This is a genomic window from bacterium, assembly GCA_004322275.1.
Classification (GTDB): domain Bacteria; phylum Desulfobacterota; class Deferrisomatia; order Deferrisomatales; family BM512; genus SCTA01.
In genome coordinates this window covers 1-16,782 of sequence record SCTA01000036.1, presented here as the reverse complement: position 1 = coordinate 16,782, position 16,782 = coordinate 1, and the positions used below count along the sequence as shown (strand labels likewise).

Genomic DNA, 16,782 nt, shown 5'->3' with positions numbered 1-16,782 from the left:
GCCTGGGGAAAAACTACTTATCAAGCCCGAAAGCTGTATGCAAAACCCTTACCGCCAGTTCGGTGTACTTGGCCTCGATGACGCAGGAGACCTTTATCTCCGAGGTCGAGATCATGAGGATATTTACGCCCTCGGCGGCAAGCACCTTGAACATCTTGGCGGCGACCCCGGCGTGGCTCTTCATCCCGACGCCGACGACGGAGATCTTCGCTATGCTGTTGTCGGTGGCTATCTCTTTCGCGCCAAGCTCGTCGGCGCAGGGCTTTATCACCTCAAGGGCCTTGGTCAGATCGGCCTTGGGAACGGTGAAGGTGATGGAGGCTTTTCCGCTTTCGCCTATGTCCTGGACGATAACGTCCACCACTATGTTGTGCTCGGCAAGCGCGCCGAAGATTCTGGCCGCGATTCCCGGCCTGTCGGGCACCGCCTTGACGCTTACCTTGGCCTCGTTACGGTCGTAAGCGATGCCTGCCACGATAACCTGTTCCATACTGTCGTCCTCCTCGACAACCCACGTCCCCTCGTTGTCGTTGAAGGAGGAGCGGACATGGACGGGCACTTTGTATTTTTTAGCGAATTCGACTGAGCGTATCTGCAGAACCTTCGCGCCGACCGAAGCCAGTTCCAGCATCTCGTCGTAAGAGATTTTGGAGAGCTTCCGGGCCTTGTCGCAGAGGTTCGGATCGGTGGTGTAAACGCCGTCCACGTCGGTGTATATCTCGCAGACGTCGGCATTCAGGGCGGCGGCGACGGCGACGGCGCTGGTGTCGGAGCCTCCCCTGCCCAGCGTGGTTATGTCGCCGCTCTCGTCGACTCCCTGAAAGCCCGCCACGACCGCGACGTTGCCGTCGTCGAGCGCCTTCATCAGGTTCTGGGTTTCGACGGAGGATATCCGGGCCTTCATGTGCGCCGAATCGGTGACCATCTTTATCTGCGCACCGGTAAAGGAAACCGCGGGTACGCCCATGTGGCGAAGGGTTATCGCCAGAAGGGCGATTGTAACCTGCTCGCCGGTGGAGAGCAGAACGTCCATCTCCCTTTCGCTGGGGCGGTCGGTTATGCAAGCGGCGAGGCGGATAAGAGAATCCGTCTGCCCCGACATGGCCGACACCACGACGACGACCTTGTCGCCCCTGGCATGGTATCCGGCGACCCGCCTCGCTACGTTCGCTATCCTCTCTACGTCTCCGACGGAGGTGCCTCCGTATTTCTGGACCACCAGAGCCATACGGTTATTCCTCCTCGGGGCGGCTTCTGCGCACCATTTTGTGAATTGAAAGGCCCATCGTGTCCTCGCTGGCCTCCAGAATTACCTCGCTTATGGTCGGATGGGTGTGGATGGTGGTGACGATGTCGCCGGGCGAGGCTTCCATCCTCATGGCGACGGCGACCTCTCCGATAATCTCGGCGGCGCTGTGGCCCGCGATCGTAGCTCCCACTATCCTGCCGGTATCGTCGTCGGAGATTATCTTTATGAACCCTTCCTTCTCGCCCATGCAGACGGCCTTGCCGCTGGCGGCGTAGGCGAACCTGCCGACGCGGTACTCCGCGCCGCTCTTTTTGAGCTCTTCCTCGGTGGTTCCGACCGAGGCTACTTCCGGGCTGGTGAAGGTGGCTCTCGGCACGGTGGAGTAATCCATCCAGTACTTCTTCCCGAGGGCGTTGTGGACCGCGACCATCGCCTCGCTGGTGGCTACGTGGGCGAGCATATATTTTCCTACCACGTCGCCGACGGCGTAGATGCCGGGAATCTCCGTCTCCATCTCGTCGTTGACCGCCACGAAACCTTTTTCGTCGAGCTCCAGCCCCGCGTCTTCGAGGCCGATGTTCCGGCTGCGGGGAACGCGCCCGATGGAGACTACCACGCGGTCGAAAGCGAGCTCCTCGCCGGTGGCCAGAGTGACCTTGACCTCTTTGCCCGCGACCTCGGCTTTCTCGACGCGGACGCCGGTCTTTACCTCTACGTCCCGGGCCTTGAGGGTCTTCTGGACCAGGCGGGCGGCCTCCTTGTCCTCGGTGACGAGGAGGCGGTCGAGCATCTCTATAACGGTGACCCTCGAGCCGAAGGCCGAGAAGATGTGCGCCAGTTCGCAGCCGACGACTCCGCCACCGATTATCGCCAGGCGGGCGGGAAGGTCCTTCAGGCCCCAGATCTGGTCCGAGTTGACTATCTTGTCTCCGTCCACCTTCATAGCCGGAATTTCAATCGGCTTGGAGCCGGTGGAAAGGATGATGTTGCGCGCCTGTATCTGGAAGCTTCCGCCGTCGGCGGTGGTAACCCTTATGGTTTCGGGGTTTTCCAGCCTGCCCCTGCCGTGGACGATATCCACGCCGTTGCCGGCGAGGAGTTTTTTGACGCCCCCGACGAGGTCGGAGACGACCTTGTCCTTCCTCGCGACGCAAGCCGCGAGGTCGAAACTTTCAAGTTTCGCGTTGATTCCGAACTCTTTGGCTCCCGAAAGGGCGAGCATCTTCGAGGCGCTGGCGTAAAAAGCCTTTGACGGTATGCAGCCGACATTGAGGCAGGTTCCGCCGAGCTTCTTTTCCTCGATGACACAGATTTTGGAACCGAGCTGTCCTCCCCGAATGGCCCCGACATAGCCGCCGGGACCTGCGCCTAAAAAGGCCACGTCATAAATCATCGCAACTCTCCTTGATAACCCCAATGGCGCGCACAAGCGAGCGGCCCGCTTTGGCCGCTATTTCCCCGCGCCAGGAAACATTTATGATGCGTTTCGTACCTCCGGCGGAGGTGAATTTTAAAGACAGTATGTCTTCGCCGAGGTAAGAAATGAAGTTATCCGGCCATTCTATCACGCAAATTCCGCCTGCGCCTAGTACTTCCTCAATACCAAGGTCGCCGGGATCGAACTCCCCGCCAAGGCGGTAGAAATCGAAGTGGTTGAGTTCCAGCCTGCCCTGATAGACCTTGTGAATGGTAAAGGTGGGGCTCGTCACGTAAGCGGGGTTTTTCACCCCCAGCCCCTTCGCGATTCCCTTCGTCAGCAGGGTCTTGCCCGCTCCGAGAGTCCCGAAAAGCGCCACCGTGAGGCCGGGTCCGGCAACCTTTCCCAGCTCCTCTCCAAGCCGCAGGGTGTCCCCCGGCCGCTTCGAGAGGTAGTCGAATCCGGTCACACCATCGCCCTGATGAGGTCGAGTTTCCCGACGACGCCGACGAGCTTTCCCTCGGCGTCCACCACCGGCAGGGTGTGAACTCCCTTTTCGCCCATCGCCGTGGCCATCTGGGTCAGCGTCGCATCCGGGCTTAGCACTATGGGGTCCTGGGTCATAATCTCGGCCACCGTCGTGGCCGCCATCTTTCTCATCTCCTCCTCGAACTTCTTTTCGCCCCCGAGGGGGAGGACGGCGTCGAAGAGGGTGAAGAAGGTGGGGATGTGAATCCGCTCGTCGCGGTGTATGAGATCGCTCTCGGTGACCACGCCGACGACCCGGCCCGCCTCGACGACGGGAAAACCGCCGACCCTCTTTTCAGCGAAGAGTTTTGCAAGCTCTTTCAGCCCGGTGTTGGGGGTAACGGTGTGAACCTCTCTCGTCATGAGATCTCTTGCGGTCTTCATCTATTACTCCTTTTCAAGTTCCATGAAAATTTGCGGCAGCGCCTCGGTGATGTCGGAGGCGATAAGGGACTCCACGCCCCAAAGGCCGGAGGCGGCGTCCCCGGCGGAGCCGTGAATGAACGCCCCGGCTTCGGCGGCTTTGAGGACACCGAGGCCGCGCGCAAGGAAAGCCCCGGCGATTCCCGAAAGTACGTCGCCGCTTCCCGCCGTCGCCATCCCCGGATTGCCCTTTGAAACGATCCTGGGAATTTCTCCGGGAGAGCCCACCAGCGTCGAGGCCCCCTTGAGGATTACCGCCGAGGAGAACTTTTCGACCAGCCCCAGCAGCGCGCCGGAGCGGTCCTCCTGAATCCGCGCGGTGGTAAGGCCGAGGAGCCTTCCCGCTTCGCCGGGGTGGGGGGTAAGCACCGCCTCTTCCGGCCTTTTCTTCCAGAGCGCCGGGTTCGAGGCGAGGATGTTCAGCGCGTCGGCGTCTATCACGCAGGGAGGAAGGTTCCCAAGCGAAAAGAGTTTTTCCAGAAAATCCGCCGGGCCGGGGCCGGTCCCCATTCCGGGGCCCAGGACGATGGCGTCGGAATTCCCGACAAGACCGATCAGCCCTTCGACGGCCCCGGCGCTCCATTCCCCGCCCTTTCCCACGGGAGCGGTCATCGCCTCCATCGGGAAACGGGCTTCTTCGGCAGCCCCGGAGGGATAAGCAGCCGTCACAAGTCCCGCGCCGCTCCGCAGGGCCGCCAGCGAAGCGAGCGCAGCCGCCCCCATCTTCCCCGTGGAACCCGCGAGAATGAGAAGGTGTCCGTAGTCTCCCTTGTGGCTCGAAGGCGTTCTTGCGAACAGCCCGCGAAAATCGCTTTTAGCAAGCAGGAAAAGATCGGGGTTTTCTCTGGCTGCCGACCCGGGAGGTATCCCTATGTCGGCGAGAACCACCTCTCCCGCGAGAGCCGCGCCCTCTCCCAGAAAATGCCCTTTTTTGTAATAACCGAAAGTGACCGTGAGGGCGGCCTTTACCGCCTCGCCCATGACCCTGCCGGTGTCGGAGGAGACGCCCGAGGGGATGTCGACGCTGACGACCGGGAGAGAGGAAGAATTCACGCGCCGTATCCACCCGGCGGTCTCCTCCCTGACCTCGCCCTCGACTCCGGTGCCAAGCAGGGCGTCTATAATGAAGGATGACCCTCCGAAGGGGTCAGGCGGCGGCGAGAGGGCTTCGGCGACGTTGCCTCCGGACTTTAAAAAAGCATTCATATGGAGCGCGGCGTCGCCTTTCACCTTCGCTTTTTCTCCGGCGAGGTATACCCGGACCGGATACCCCCGGTTAGAAAGCCCTCTGGCGGCGACAAAGCCGTCTCCGCCGTTGTTCCCCCCGCCGCAGAGTATGGAGACGTGCCCGTCGCCGGGCATCGCCTTGAAGCGGGTCACCGCCTCTCTGGCGACGGCGCGGCCGGCGGTCTCCATCAGCACCGCACCGGGGAGGCCGATCTCCCCTATCGTGTAGCGGTCGAGCCGCCCCATGCGTGCTGCGTCAAGAAGGGGAAACATCGGTCTTGGTCCCTCCTTTCAGTTCGCTTCCAGGATTACGACTGCGCTGGCCATGCCGCCGTCGTGGGAGATTGAAAGGTGCGCGCGGCATACCCTCTTTTCCGAGGCGATGCGGGCGGCCCCGCCGTGAAGAGTCAGCTCCGGCCTGCCGGACACGCCGGAAAGTATCTCTACGTCGCGCCAGCCCACTCCGTCTCCCCACCCGGACCCGAGGGCCTTCATCGCCGCTTCCTTGGCGGCGAATCTCGCAGCGAGGGAATCCGGCGAGTTGTTCTTTTTTAAAAGCTCCGTCCTCTCGGCCCCGGTGTAAACCCGGCAGAGAAAGCGCTCCCCGTGTTTTTCTAGGAGCCTCTCGATGCGGGATACCTTGACGATGTCGAGACCGAGACCGGCTATCATCCCCTTTTCAAGACCTCTTCGATGAGCCGTTTGTACTCCGCCACAGTCTCCCTCAGCCCGACGAAAATGGCCCTGCCGATGATGGCGTGGCCGATGTTCAGTTCCTCGACGTGGGGCAGCCGCACGACGGGCGCGAGATTCCTGAGATTGAGCCCGTGGCCAGCGTGGACCCTGAGACCCGCGGCATTTGCGGCGCGGCAGGCGTTTTCGAGGCGCGCGAGTTCGGCTTTGGCTTTTTCAGAGCCGAAGGCGTGGGCGTAGGAGCCGGTATGGAACTCGACCGAGTCCGCACCGGCAATAGCCGAAGCCTCCACCTGCCTTTCGTCGGGGTCGATAAAGAGGCTGACCTTTATCCCGGCGTCGCGCATCCTCGCGGCGGCCCCGCTCACCTCCTTGAGATTCCCCACCACGTCGAGCCCTCCCTCGGTGGTGACCTCCCGCCTCTTCTCGGGGACCATGCAGACCACGAAGGGGCGCTTTTCCGCCGCGATGCCGACCATCTCCTCCGTGACCGCCATTTCGAGGTTCACCGGAACCTTCGCCGTGGCCAGCACCCTTTCGAGATCGTGGTCCTGGATGTGGCGGCGGTCTTCCCGAAGGTGGATGGTTATCTGGTCGGCGCCTCCCAGTTCCGCGAGGACGACGGCCCACACCGGATCGGGTTCGTCTATCATGCGGGCCTGCCGCAGGGTGGCTACGTGGTCTATGTTGACTCCAAGCCGGATCAAAGAACCTCCTTTGGCCTAAGCGCCGATCTCTTTGACGATGGCGGCCACTATCGCGTCGCAAAGCTCGTCGATCAGGTCCTGGTTTTCGCCTTCGAGCATCACTCTCAGCTTCTTTTCCGTTCCCGAGTAGCGGACCACCACCCTGCCCCTGGAGCCGAGTTTCTCTTCCGCGTCGGCAATGGCCTTTGAAGCCTCCGCAAGCTCCGAGAGAGGGCGCTTTTCCCTGACGTTCACTCCCTTGAGGACCTGCGGGAAGGGCGTCATCACTTTGGCTAGCTCGCTTATCGGCTTTTGCTCCTCCACCATTACGGCCAGAAGCTGGAGCGCGGCGAGGGTGCCGTCGCCGGTGGTCGCGTGGTCGAGAAAGATCAGGTGGCCCGACTGCTCGCCGCCGAAGTTGTACCCCTTCTGTTTCATCCTCTCGACGACGTAGCGGTCACCGACTCCGGTTCTCTCCAGGGTTATCCCCACCTCGGAAAGCGAGCACTCCAGCCCCATGTTGCTCATTATGGTCGCGACGACGGTGTTTTTCTTGAGGCATTCGCGCTGCGAGAGCTTTCTGCCGCAGATGGCCATCACCTGGTCGCCGTCCACCTCCTTGCCCTTCTCGTCTACAACTATAAGCCGGTCGGCGTCGCCGTCGAGAGCTATGCCGATGTCGGCGCGGTGCTGCCTGACGAGGGCGGAGAGTTTCTCGGGGTAGAGGCTGCCGCACTCGCGGTTGATGTTCTCGCCGTTGGGGGTGACGCCAATCTTGAAGACCTCCGCGCCAAGTTCCTCCAGCACGTCGGGGGCGACGTGATAGGCGGCCCCGTTGGCGCAGTCCAGCGCTATGCGAAGCCCTTCGAGGGTGAGATGGTCGGGGAATTTGCTCTTGAGGTGGACTATGTACCTGCCGCAGGCGTCCTCAATCCTCCGGGCCTTGCCGATGTCGGTATCGGTGGGGCGAACGTTCAGGAGCGAATCGCTGAGGACGAGTCCTTCTATCTCTATCTCCACCTCGTCGGGAAGTTTGAAGCCGTCGTGGTCGAAAAACTTTATTCCGTTGTCAAAGAAGGGGTTGTGGGAAGCGGAGATTACAACCCCGGCGTCGGCCCTCATGCTGGAAGTGATAAAAGCTATCCCCGGCGTCGGCAGCGGCCCCACCAGCAGGATATCCACCCCCATCGAGCAGAAACCCGAAGCGAGGGCGGTCTCAAGCATATAGCCGGAAAGCCGGGTATCCTTGCCGATGACGACCCGGTGGCGCATCTTCTGCGGACGCCCCTTGAAGATGTGGGCGGCGGCGCGGCCGAGCTTCACGACGGTTTCCGAGGTCATGGGCTCGATGTTCGCCCTGCCCCTTATGCCGTCGGTTCCGAAGAGCTTTCTTCTATCCCCCATAGGGCCTCCTGAGACTGTAACCACACGCAAAAATCATTTTACCCGCCGTACCCTGACTTTTTCCGGATTGACCGACAAAACCCGCGCCCCCTCCGGCAGTTCGGCCACAACCTGCGAATAGCCTTCACCGGCTTGCGGCGGACTAACCGTAATATGTATATCTCTTGCCGAGAGCCCGGACAGTACTCCGACGTTTCCGGTTACCCGTACGTCCGCGGCCTGGGGCTCCACGACCCAGCCGCCCTCCGGCGGCGCGACCGGCACCGCGAGAAACTCCCTCTCGGCGCTCATTTTCTGCACGCGCACCTTGACGCTTACCGGGCGGTCGTCCACCCTGCGGAAGGAAGGGTCGGGGAAAACCGGCTGTACCACCTTCGTTATGCCCCCGTCGATGCCGGTGAGGTCGATGACTTCGGTGGAGAGCTCCTTGTGTATCTTCAAAATCCTCTCGGAGGCCGCAACCGTGACCTCGGGCGGGGAAACCTCGACCCCGGCGACCTCATACCCCTCCGCCGGAACTCCCTTGAACCGGGGTTTCATGGCGAGGCTCTTGTAGCCGGTCCTGTCGGCGACGATGGTGACGACGGCGGGCGAAATCGAGGTGACCTCTACTCCCCTGGGGAAGCCGAAACGCGACGGCAGTATCTCAAAGGAAGAGGTTCCCGGCTGAATCCCCTTCAGGTCCATCGTCAGTCCGTACTGCTTGGGGGAGATGGACGCCACTATCGTCCGGGGGCCCGTCACCCTCACGCTTATTGTGCCGGGCACCCTGCTGGTTATGACGAGGTCCGAGGAGAGGTTGACCAGCGACAGGGGAACGTCGAGTTCGATGTCGCTCTGCTTCTCCCCTATCACGAACATCCACAAAAGGACGGCGATGAGGAGGGATACTATCTTCAGCCCCCGGTTTTCGGTGAAAACGCGGCGCAGCGGTTCGGTGTTCACGCGGCACCCTCCTTCGGGAAAACGCGGGGTCTGGGTTTCGCCTTTCCCTTCCTCGCTTTTTCCCTCGGGCCGGGGAAGAGGCGCGCCAGGACCCTGCGCATCGATACCGCGTCGAGGTCTCTGGTTATCTTGCCGTTAAGGACGATGGAGAAGGTCCCCCTCTCCTCGCTGACGACTATGACGACCGCGTCAGTCTCCTCGGTTATCCCCATCGCCGCGCGGTGGCGCGTGCCAAGCTCCTGTTCGAGGTCGATTCTGGAGGTCAGCGGCAGTATCGCGGAGGCGAGTATTATCTTTCTCCCCCGGATGATTACCGCCCCGTCGTGGAGGGGGGAATCGGTAAGGAAGATGGAGCAAAGGAGGTCTTTTCCGAGATTCGCGTCGAGCGGTATCCCTCCCTCTATGAAGTGCTGGAGGCTGGTTTCCCTCTCTATGACGATAAGCGCCCCGGTTTTGTTCCCCGCCAGCGCCATCGAGGCCCTCACAATCTCGTCGAGGCACTCGGCGGTTTCCCCCGAATCGTTGTTGCCGCGAAGCAGGGGGTGGCGTCCCATGTGAGCCAGCCCTCTCCGTATGTCGTTCTGGAAGAGTATCACCAGGACCAGAATTATGGAGGAGAGGAAGGTGTTCAGCATCCAGCTCATGGTGACCAGCCCGAGCACCTTGCTTCCCATGTAGGTCGCGGTGATGACCACGAGGCCGAGAAGCACCTGAAAGGTTCTCGTCCCCTTTATGAGCAAAAGAATCCTGTAGATGACGAAAGCCACCAAAAGGATGTCCAGAAGGTCGATTACGCTGAAGGAAAAATGAAAATCCGACACTTCTTACCCCCGGCCCGCGTTTTTCACGGCCCAGGCCAGGTCTACGGCGCGGCGGGTTTCCCTGACATCGTGGGCGCGGATGATGTTGGCCCCCAGAAGGACCGAAAGCGAGGCGGCCGAGAGGCTTCCCTCCAGCCGCTCCTTCGGGTTTTCGATGCCCAGGACCTTTCCGATGAAGGACTTTCTGCTCGCCCCGACCAGCACAGGGAGCCCCAGGGAGGTGAATTCGGGCAGCCGCCGGAGAAGAGCGAGATTGCCGTCAACCGATTTGCCGAAACCTATGCCGGGATCGACGATAATCCGCCCGTGCGCGACTCCCGCCTCAAGGGCGAGCTTTACGCTGCCGGCAAGGCTCGCGTAAACCTCCCCGGTCAGGTCTTCATAGTGGGTGTCGGACTGCATGTCGCGGGGGACGCCCCTCATGTGCATGACAACGACGTTCGCGCCGGTTTTAGCCACGGTGGAGGCCATTTCCGGGTCGAGGCGAAGGCCGCTTACGTCGTTTACGATGGAGGCACCCGCTTCAACGGCCCTTCCGGCCACCTGGGCCTTGTAGGTATCTACCGAGATGGGGACTTTAACCCTCGGCGCGAGATACTCGACGAGGGGAAGGACTCTTTTCAGCTCTTCTTCGAGCGGGACGGCCTCGGCTCCGGGGCGGGTGGACTCCCCGCCGATGTCGAGGATGTCAGCCCCCTCGCCGACCATTTCAAGAGCGCTCGCGAGGGCGTCTTCGTAGCGGAAATTGTCGTTTCCGTCCGAAAAGGAGTCGGGCGTGACGTTGATGATGCCCATGACCGCCACCCGCTCGGAGAGGTCCAGGGTTCCGCCGGGCCACTCGATTTTAAAGGGACCCTCCTCCGCCCTGAGAAGTTCGGTCAGTTCGTCGGCAAGAACCTTTAGCCCGAAGGGCTGGGCCTTGAGCTTCTTAACGAGGTTTTTTATCTGCTTTCGGGTTCCCATGATCACGGAGGAACTTAGCTCGGCGGAACAGTTGATCACCCCCCGGGCTACCGAGGCGTCGCCGCCGACGGAGAGCATCTCCTGCTTGAGTATGTTGGCGGCGGGGGCTTTCAGCCCCTCGACCTTTATCGCCAGAAAGCGCGCCTTGTCGAGCATCCTCGCGACGCCCGCCTCGTCGGCGCGGGTCAGCGCAAGCTCTCTTTGGGCGTCTTCCCTGGTCTTTATGTCAAGCCGTCTTACCCCGAATCGCACTATCGTCTCTCCCGGAACTAGAAATTGAACTCTTCCTGCTTCGCCTCTCCTTCGGCAGTCTCGCCTCCGGCGGGAGGATTCGTTTCGCCTTTGGCGGCCGGACCGGCGGGCGAAACGCCCCTTATCAGGGATTCGACCTCCTCCGCGCCCAGAGTCTCCTTTTCGAGGAGGGCGCTGACGAGTTTCTCGACGTTTTCGCGGTTTTCGTTGATAACCCTGCGGGCGGTCTCCAGGTTCGTTTCGATGATTAATCTTATTTCCCCGTCTATGGACACCGCGGTGGCTTCGCTGAAATCCTTGTGGCTGACCAGTTCCTTGCCGAGGAATATCTGCTCCTCCTCGCGCCCGTAGGAGATCGGCCCCAGTTTGTCGCTCATGCCGTACTTGCAGACCATGCGGCGGGCGAGTTCGGTGGCCTTTTCGATGTCGTTGGAGGCTCCGGTGGAGATGTGGCCGAGGAATATCTCCTCCGCCGCGCGTCCCCCCATCGCCACGGCAATGCGGTCGTAGAGATACTCCTTTGTATAGGTGTACTTGTCGTCCGTGGGAAGCGAGAGGGTGATGCCGAGGGCGCGGCCACGGGGTATAATCGAGACCTTGTGGACCGGGTCGGCGTAGGGGAGGATTATCGCGCAGACAGCGTGGCCCGCCTCGTGATAGGCGGTGACTTTTCTCTCCTCCTCGGAGAGCGCCATCGAGCGGCGCTCGGAGCCCATCAGCACCTTGTCCTTCGCCTTCTCGAAATCCTCCATCTCCACCGCTTCCTTGTCGGCGCGGGCGGCGGCGAGAGCCGCCTCGTTGACGAGGTTTTCGAGGTCCGCGCCGGAAAAACCCGGCGTCCCCCTGGCGATTATTTCGAGGTCCACGTCCCTGGACATCGGGACGTTCTTGGAATGGACCCGAAGGATTCCCGTCCTGCCCTTGATATCCGGCTGGGGCACCACCACCTGCCTGTCGAACCTGCCGGGACGAAGGAGGGCGGGGTCGAGAACATCGGGGCGGTTGGTCGCCGCCATCAGTATAACTCCCTCGTTGGATTCAAAGCCGTCCATCTCGACCAGAAGCTGGTTCAGGGTCTGCTCGCGTTCGTCGTGGCCGCCGCCGAGGCCCGCGCCGCGGTGTCTTCCTACCGCGTCGATCTCGTCGATGAAGATGATGCAGGGCGCGTTCTTTTTCCCCTGTATGAAGAGGTCCCTGACGCGCGAAGCACCGACGCCGACGAACATCTCGACGAAATCCGAGCCGGAGATTGAAAAGAAGGGAACTCCAGCCTCCCCCGCTATCGCCTTCGCGAGCAGGGTCTTGCCTGTGCCCGGCGAGCCCATGAGGAGAACCCCCTTGGGTATCCTGCCGCCGAGCTTGGTGAACCTTTTCGGGTTTTTCAGAAACTCGACGATCTCCTGAACCTCTTCCTTGGCCTCGTCTATGCCGGCGACATCCGCGAAGGTGACCTTCGTCTCGTCCTGGCTGAGGAGCTTCGCCCTGCTCTTTCCGAAGGTCATAGCCTTGCCGCCGCCCTGCATCTGCCTCATGAAGATGAAGAAGATGGCGAAGAGCACGATCATCGGTAGCCAGTTGGCGAGGAGCATCATGAAGACGGAGGTCTCCTCCTTCGGCTCAACGGTGATGGCTACCCCCTTTTCGCGCATTATTCTGACCACGTCGGGGTCTCCGGGCGGCAGGATGGTGCGGAAAGCTGTCTTGTCGGTGTATTTGCCGGAGACCTCCTGCCCTTGAAGGCGGGCTTCGGTCACGCGCCCCTTCTCGACGGATTCTATGAAATCCGAATAGGGGACGTTTTTGGGGCCTCCCTCTATCTCTCCGAAAAACTGGTAAACCAGCATCAGAATGACGGCTATCAGCAGCCAGAGGGCTAGATTCTTGAAAACGGGCTTCATCTGCCTTGCGGGCGAACTCATCCAAACCTCACGAAAAAATCCCCGGACTTCGGGGTATTAACGAAGTGGTGCAACGTTTTGTAAACTTATTATTTTTATCACACTTTTGCGCTTCGCGCCAAAGGTCCGAGAGTCGTCTGCCTTAAAAAAGCGGCCTTCGCCACCATCCGGCGCGGAGGGCGGCGAAAACGCCGGACGGGGAGGACTCATTTTTGTCCGCCCCCAGCGCGAAGCCGGGCTCCCCCGGAGCGAAAAGGGCGGCCACGCCTTCCCTGTCCTCGGCGACCACGGCAAGGGGCCTTCGCCACCTCTCCACACGCGCTTCCATAAGGATATCCTTGACCTTTCTCCCGAAAAGCCTGTCTCCCGGCCTCCAAAGCCGAAAAACCATCTCCCCCTCCGGCCTTCCGGCGGGTAGTTCGACGCTCAGGGAGCCTGCCGGGATTACCTGCTTTTCAAAGACCCCCGCCCCCCACTCATTTGGAGCCGGTTCTCCCGAAGGGGTTTTCAGCGCGGTCTTTTTCAGCACCCAGAACCGGCCGTAGCTTCTGGCGAAGACCGCCCCGCCCGGCACGGGGGCGCGGCGGTAGGGCTTCCCCTCTTCCAGAAGGGATTCAAGCTCTTCGAGGTGGCCTGAGGAGAGCAGGGAGGTGTCTTCCTCCAGGGAGCGGAAGGCCGCGAGGTAGAGCCTTGAGCGGACCGGCAGGGGCAGGGCCGCGAGGTCCGGAGTGGAAAAGCTGTACCCCTCAGGCTCTCTTTTCGCGAGCTTTTCAAATTCTCCGAGGGCGAGAGTGGTCAGAAACTCTTCGTCGCGCCTCGCAAGGGCGCTGTAGCGCAGAATCGCGGAGTCCGCGCCGGGGCAGATATCCCTCGCCAGAGGGAGAAGCTCGCGCCGTATCCTGTTGCGGGAGTAGCGCGGAGTCCTGTTGGTCGGGTCCTCGCGGAAGGAAATATCATTTTCGGCGGCGTAGCCCTCTATTTCCGAACGCTTCACGAAAAGGAGAGGCCGGAGGTAAGGAGGCTCCCAGGGCGACATCCCGCACACCCCCCTCGGCCCCGCTCCGCGCAGGAGGCGGAAGAGGACGGTCTCCGCCTGATCGTCGGCGTGGTGGGCGAGGGCGATTGCGTCAAGCCCCCTCTCGGCACGGGTATTTTCGAGAAACCGGCGTCGAAGCTCCCTCCCGGCAGCCTGAACGTTCACGGATTTGGGGAAATCCTCGCGCGTAAGGGTCAGGAGGTGAAAGGGGACGCCGAGTTTCGCCGCCAGTTCCCTGACGAACTCCGCGTCCTTTGCGCTGTCGGCGCGAAGGCCGTGGTCCACGTGGGCCGCCTCGACCCTTATACCCGTTTCGCAAAGGAGGCGAAGGAGGGTGACCGAATCCACCCCTCCCGAGACGGCGGCCAGAATGCCCCTGCCCCCGAGACGGGCCCCTTCTACGGCCCGTGAAATTTCCTCCCGCAAATCCATTGACAACCCCGCTCCTTGGTGGCTATTATACAACGCTTTCATGAATACACCGGCTCCCGGGCCTTGTAACAACCAAACGGAGGGCATGCAAAAAATGCGTTGCCAGACAGTAAAAAAAGAAAAAGAGTGCCTTTTCTGGAGCAAGAAAGGCTGCCTTCAGGAAGCCAAGGAATGCGCCCAGATCGTCGAAAAATGCGAGGGTTGCGCCCGCGTTGAGGAATGGCCCACCGGCAAGTACTGCCACGTCTACCCGATTCCCGCGCTCCAGTGGGCAATGGGAATCTGCAATATGGCTACTCACATCAAGATCGAGGCCCAGGAAACCCAGAAGATGCTCAACCCCCTCAAGGCGAGCAAAAGAGCTTCCAAAGGCCGCTAAGCTTTACACCGGTACGTTTTCAACGGCCCGCCCCGAAGTGGCGGGCCTTTCTTTTTGCTTTTTCGGGGCGTCCGCGCCCACCATCCCGGCGCTCAGGATCAGCCTGAAGGCCTGCTCCACCGTCATTTTCAGAAGGACAAGCTCCTCCTTCGGGACCATGAGGAAAAAGCCGGAAGTGGGGTTGGGGGTGGTCGGTATGAAGATGTTGACCACCTCCTTGCCGGTGACCTCCTGAATCTCCGCGACCGAATCCCCCGTTATGAAGGCCAGCGTGTAAATGCCCTTTCGCGGGTATTCGACGAGCGCCACCCCCCTGAACTTGTCGGCCCCCTTGCCCTGCAGCTCCTCCAGCAGCTTGAAGATCGCCCCCATGAACTGCTTGGAGACCCCGTAGAGCCAGCTCACCCCCGGTATCTGGTTTAAAAGCCTCTCGTAGATCTTTACTACGATTTTCCCGAGATAGTTTGAGCTGATAAACCCGATGACGTAGATAATCGCAAGGGTGAGGAGGACGCCGAGCCCCGGCACCCGCCCCTCGAAGTAGGTGTTCGGGTTGTAGTCGGGGGGCAGAAGCGAAATCTTCGCCATCAGCGCGGTGTCGAGCCAGTTGACGAGAAAGACCGTCAGCGCTATCGGCACGAAGACCAGAAGGCCCGTCAGAAAGTGTCTTTTAATCGCGTTTTTGAGTCTGGTAAACAATCGGGCTCCCATTTTCAATTGACGTAAAAACAGTTTTCGCCGGAGGAGGAGAATATCCTTTCCCAGCGGTCTTTCCCCTCCCCAAGCTTCCTCACGAGTATAGCAGCCCGGCGGCCGGGCGATAAAGAGCCGCTTTCCCCCTCCAGACCGAGAACCCTGGCTCCCCAGGAAGTCCCGGCGAAGAGCGCGTCCTCCGGGGAGAAGCCGTAGTCGTCCACGGCGGCTGTGACTTCCTTCCAGAGGTCGAGGTCTCCCGCGCTGAGGATGCTGTCGGTGCCAAGGCCTATATTCACCCGCGCGCGGAGAAGCTCAAGGGCCGGGGCGCTTCCCACCCCGAGGTTTTTATTGGACCTGGGGCAGAGGACGACCCGCGCCCTCCTGGCCGCTATAAGGTTTACGTGGCCTTTTCCGAGCTGGACGCAGTGAACCAGCACCGTCCGATTGCCCAGAACGCCGATTTTGTCCAGCCAGTCGATGGGGTGAAGCCCCGGAGAGGGCGGAGGGTTTACCGGCGAATTGCCGAAAAGCCGCTCTGGAATCGCCCCCTTGCCGGTAAGGCAGTATTCCACCTCCTCGGGGCTCTCCGCCGCGTGGGTGAAGAGGAGTCCTTCCCGGCGCAGCGCTTTGGCGCATTCGAGATACGCCTCTTCGCAGACGGTGTAGGGCGCGTGGGCGAAGACGCCGCCCCACGAGGCGTTTCCCCCTGCTTTCCGGCCCAGGGCGTTTTCAACGGCTTTCGCAGCGCCGGAGGGATCGAGGCAGATGAGCTCGGGGGTAAAGACCACCCTCGCACCGGACTTCCCGTAACTCTTTTCTACACCCGTCGCGCTCGCCACGTCGGCTATCACCCCCTGCCCTCCCACCCGGCAAAGTTCAATCCCCTCTTTTATTCCCCGCTCGAAGTCCGCGGGCGAGGCTCTCTTCTTTTCGGCGACTACTTCGCCCAGCCAGCCGGTGAAGTCAACGTCATCCCGGATTTTGGGCAGCGCCGCCAGTTCGAGGTGGGCGTGGCAGTTCACGAGGGGGGGAAGGAGGATAGAATCGGGGAAATCCTCGACGGGTGCGCCGGGAGCGTCTTTTAAAAGGTCCTTCGCAGCCCCCACCGACGCTATCCTGCCGTCGTCGCCGAGGAGCACCCCCCCGTTTTCAATCAGCGGAGAAAAACCGGTGAAGACGAGGGGGGCGCGAAGCAGCCTCATGCCGCCGCGAGGCCGCTTCTTTTGTTCCGGCCGTCTACGTAGACGAGGTTGGGCTTCCATTTCCGGGCCTCCGCGTCTTCCATCGAGACGTAGGAGGCGATGATGATTATGTCGCCCTTCGAGGCCTTGTGGGCCGCCGCGCCATTGACGCAGATGACGCCGCTGCCGCGCTCGCCCTCGATGGCGTAGGTGGCGAAGCGGTGGCCGCTGGTCACGTTGTAAATCTGCACCTGCTCGTAGGGGAGGATTCCGGCGCCTTCCATCAGGGCGGTGTCGATGGAGATCGACCCCTCGTAGTGGAGGTCCGCCCCGGTGACGGTGGCGCGATGTATCTTCCCCTGAAGCATTCTTCTGATCATCTCTGGAGTTTCCTTCTATGCAGCGCCGGATTTAGGGCTTGTCCGTAAATAGAACCTTCGTTCTCGCATCCGGCTTTTGGCCCGCTTTTGCCGCTCATCAATCGCAAAACCTCGCCGTAGAACAACTACGCCTGCGGTTTTGCTCAGTCTTCGCGACAAAATCGCTCTCAAA

Annotated in this window: 17 protein-coding genes; 1 reads left to right on the top strand and 16 read right to left on the bottom strand. The window is 61.2% G+C overall.

The genetic code is table 11. The features are described 5' to 3' along the window. Window positions 1-13: 13 nt before the first annotated feature. The 13 genes from EPN96_11045 to tilS all read right to left on the bottom strand — a co-directional run bounded on the left by EPN96_11045 (window position 14) and on the right by tilS (window position 14,061). Complete coding sequence (locus EPN96_11045) at window positions 14-1,228, bottom strand: aspartate kinase (GenBank protein ID TAL15926.1); 1,215 nt, start codon at window positions 1,226-1,228, stop codon at window positions 14-16. A gap of 4 nt (window positions 1,229-1,232) precedes the next feature. Further along, window positions 1,233-2,642 carry a dihydrolipoyl dehydrogenase gene (gene lpdA / locus EPN96_11040; GenBank protein ID TAL15925.1) on the bottom strand — a complete coding sequence of 470 codons (1,410 nt, stop codon included), beginning with the start codon at window positions 2,640-2,642 and terminating at the stop codon, window positions 1,233-1,235. Continuing rightward, window positions 2,632-3,135 carry a tRNA (adenosine(37)-N6)-threonylcarbamoyltransferase complex ATPase subunit type 1 TsaE gene (tsaE, locus tag EPN96_11035; GenBank protein TAL15924.1) on the bottom strand — a complete coding sequence of 168 codons (504 nt, stop codon included), beginning with the start codon at window positions 3,133-3,135 and terminating at the stop codon, window positions 2,632-2,634. Before tsaE ends, lpdA begins: the two co-directional genes overlap by 11 nt. Further along, window positions 3,132-3,578: a CBS domain-containing protein gene (locus EPN96_11030; protein ID TAL15923.1), complete on the bottom strand. Its 447-nt coding sequence runs from the start codon at window positions 3,576-3,578 to the stop codon at window positions 3,132-3,134. Before EPN96_11030 ends, tsaE begins: the two co-directional genes overlap by 4 nt. Window positions 3,579-3,581: 3 nt before the next feature. Then, window positions 3,582-5,117, bottom strand: a complete 1,536-nt coding sequence (locus tag EPN96_11025; protein ID TAL15922.1) for an NAD(P)H-hydrate dehydratase — start codon at window positions 5,115-5,117, stop codon at window positions 3,582-3,584. Window positions 5,118-5,135: 18 nt separating this feature from the next. Next, the gene (locus EPN96_11020; protein ID TAL15921.1) at window positions 5,136-5,516 is read right to left on the bottom strand and encodes a holo-ACP synthase; all 381 of its coding nucleotides are present in this window, start codon (window positions 5,514-5,516) and stop codon (window positions 5,136-5,138) included. Then, the gene (locus tag EPN96_11015) at window positions 5,513-6,244 is read right to left on the bottom strand and encodes a pyridoxine 5'-phosphate synthase (GenBank protein TAL15920.1); all 732 of its coding nucleotides are present in this window, start codon (window positions 6,242-6,244) and stop codon (window positions 5,513-5,515) included. Before EPN96_11015 ends, EPN96_11020 begins: the two co-directional genes overlap by 4 nt. Before the next feature lie 15 nt (window positions 6,245-6,259). Then, entirely contained in the window at window positions 6,260-7,627 is a 1,368-nt protein-coding gene (locus EPN96_11010) for a phosphoglucosamine mutase (protein TAL15919.1), read from the bottom strand. Window positions 7,628-7,660: 33 nt separating this feature from the next. Beyond that, window positions 7,661-8,572, bottom strand: a complete 912-nt coding sequence (locus EPN96_11005) for a hypothetical protein (protein TAL15918.1) — start codon at window positions 8,570-8,572, stop codon at window positions 7,661-7,663. Continuing rightward, window positions 8,569-9,393 (bottom strand): TIGR00159 family protein, encoded by an 825-nt coding sequence (locus EPN96_11000; protein TAL15917.1) that lies wholly within the window; start codon window positions 9,391-9,393, stop codon window positions 8,569-8,571. Before EPN96_11000 ends, EPN96_11005 begins: the two co-directional genes overlap by 4 nt. A 3-nt stretch (window positions 9,394-9,396) precedes the next feature. Further along, window positions 9,397-10,512, bottom strand: coding sequence for a dihydropteroate synthase (gene folP, locus EPN96_10995; protein ID TAL15974.1), 1,116 nt, complete (start codon window positions 10,510-10,512; stop codon window positions 9,397-9,399). Between the two features lie 113 nt (window positions 10,513-10,625). Next, complete coding sequence (locus tag EPN96_10990) at window positions 10,626-12,506, bottom strand: ATP-dependent metallopeptidase FtsH/Yme1/Tma family protein (GenBank protein ID TAL15973.1); 1,881 nt, start codon at window positions 12,504-12,506, stop codon at window positions 10,626-10,628. Window positions 12,507-12,648: 142 nt separating this feature from the next. Beyond that, window positions 12,649-14,061 (bottom strand): tRNA lysidine(34) synthetase TilS, encoded by a 1,413-nt coding sequence (tilS, locus tag EPN96_10985; protein TAL15916.1) that lies wholly within the window; start codon window positions 14,059-14,061, stop codon window positions 12,649-12,651. A 7-nt stretch (window positions 14,062-14,068) separates the two neighbouring features. Here tilS and EPN96_10980 point away from each other — a divergent pair, with 7 nt between their 5' ends. Further along, window positions 14,069-14,353, top strand: a complete 285-nt coding sequence (locus tag EPN96_10980; protein ID TAL15915.1) for a hypothetical protein — start codon at window positions 14,069-14,071, stop codon at window positions 14,351-14,353. A gap of 3 nt (window positions 14,354-14,356) precedes the next feature. Here EPN96_10980 and EPN96_10975 read toward each other — a convergent pair whose 3' ends face one another. The 3 genes from EPN96_10975 to EPN96_10965 are packed head-to-tail and all read right to left on the bottom strand — an operon-like array spanning window position 14,357 to window position 16,610. Continuing rightward, window positions 14,357-15,064, bottom strand: coding sequence for a DUF502 domain-containing protein (locus EPN96_10975; protein TAL15914.1), 708 nt, complete (start codon window positions 15,062-15,064; stop codon window positions 14,357-14,359). Between the two features lie 2 nt (window positions 15,065-15,066). Next, entirely contained in the window at window positions 15,067-16,311 is a 1,245-nt protein-coding gene (locus tag EPN96_10970; GenBank protein TAL15913.1) for a hypothetical protein, read from the bottom strand. Then, window positions 16,248-16,610 (bottom strand): aspartate 1-decarboxylase, encoded by a 363-nt coding sequence (locus tag EPN96_10965; GenBank protein TAL15912.1) that lies wholly within the window; start codon window positions 16,608-16,610, stop codon window positions 16,248-16,250. The genes EPN96_10970 and EPN96_10965 overlap by 64 nt, the downstream gene beginning before the upstream one ends. Window positions 16,611-16,782 lie beyond the last annotated feature (172 nt).

Excerpts from the sequence above, each read along its gene's own strand:
- EPN96_11045 (TAL15926.1), bottom strand. The coding sequence starts at position 1,228 with ATGGCTCTGGTGGTCCAGAAATACGGAGGCACCTCCGTCGGAGACGTA.
- lpdA (TAL15925.1), bottom strand. The coding sequence starts at position 2,642 with ATGATTTATGACGTGGCCTTTTTAGGCGCAGGTCCCGGCGGCTATGTC.
- EPN96_11030 (TAL15923.1), bottom strand. The coding sequence starts at position 3,578 with ATGAAGACCGCAAGAGATCTCATGACGAGAGAGGTTCACACCGTTACC.
- EPN96_11025 (TAL15922.1), bottom strand. The coding sequence starts at position 5,117 with ATGTTTCCCCTTCTTGACGCAGCACGCATGGGGCGGCTCGACCGCTAC.
- EPN96_11020 (TAL15921.1), bottom strand. The coding sequence starts at position 5,516 with ATGATAGCCGGTCTCGGTCTCGACATCGTCAAGGTATCCCGCATCGAG.
- EPN96_11010 (TAL15919.1), bottom strand. The coding sequence starts at position 7,627 with ATGGGGGATAGAAGAAAGCTCTTCGGAACCGACGGCATAAGGGGCAGG.
- folP (TAL15974.1), bottom strand. The coding sequence starts at position 10,512 with ATGCTCGACAAGGCGCGCTTTCTGGCGATAAAGGTCGAGGGGCTGAAA.
- EPN96_10990 (TAL15973.1), bottom strand. The coding sequence starts at position 12,506 with ATGAAGCCCGTTTTCAAGAATCTAGCCCTCTGGCTGCTGATAGCCGTC.
- tilS (TAL15916.1), bottom strand. The coding sequence starts at position 14,061 with ATGCCCTCCGTTTGGTTGTTACAAGGCCCGGGAGCCGGTGTATTCATG.
- EPN96_10980 (TAL15915.1), top strand. The coding sequence starts at position 14,069 with ATGCGTTGCCAGACAGTAAAAAAAGAAAAAGAGTGCCTTTTCTGGAGC.
- EPN96_10975 (TAL15914.1), bottom strand. The coding sequence starts at position 15,064 with ATGGGAGCCCGATTGTTTACCAGACTCAAAAACGCGATTAAAAGACAC.
- EPN96_10970 (TAL15913.1), bottom strand. The coding sequence starts at position 16,311 with ATGGAAGCCCAACCTCGTCTACGTAGACGGCCGGAACAAAAGAAGCGG.
- EPN96_10965 (TAL15912.1), bottom strand. The coding sequence starts at position 16,610 with ATGATCAGAAGAATGCTTCAGGGGAAGATACATCGCGCCACCGTCACC.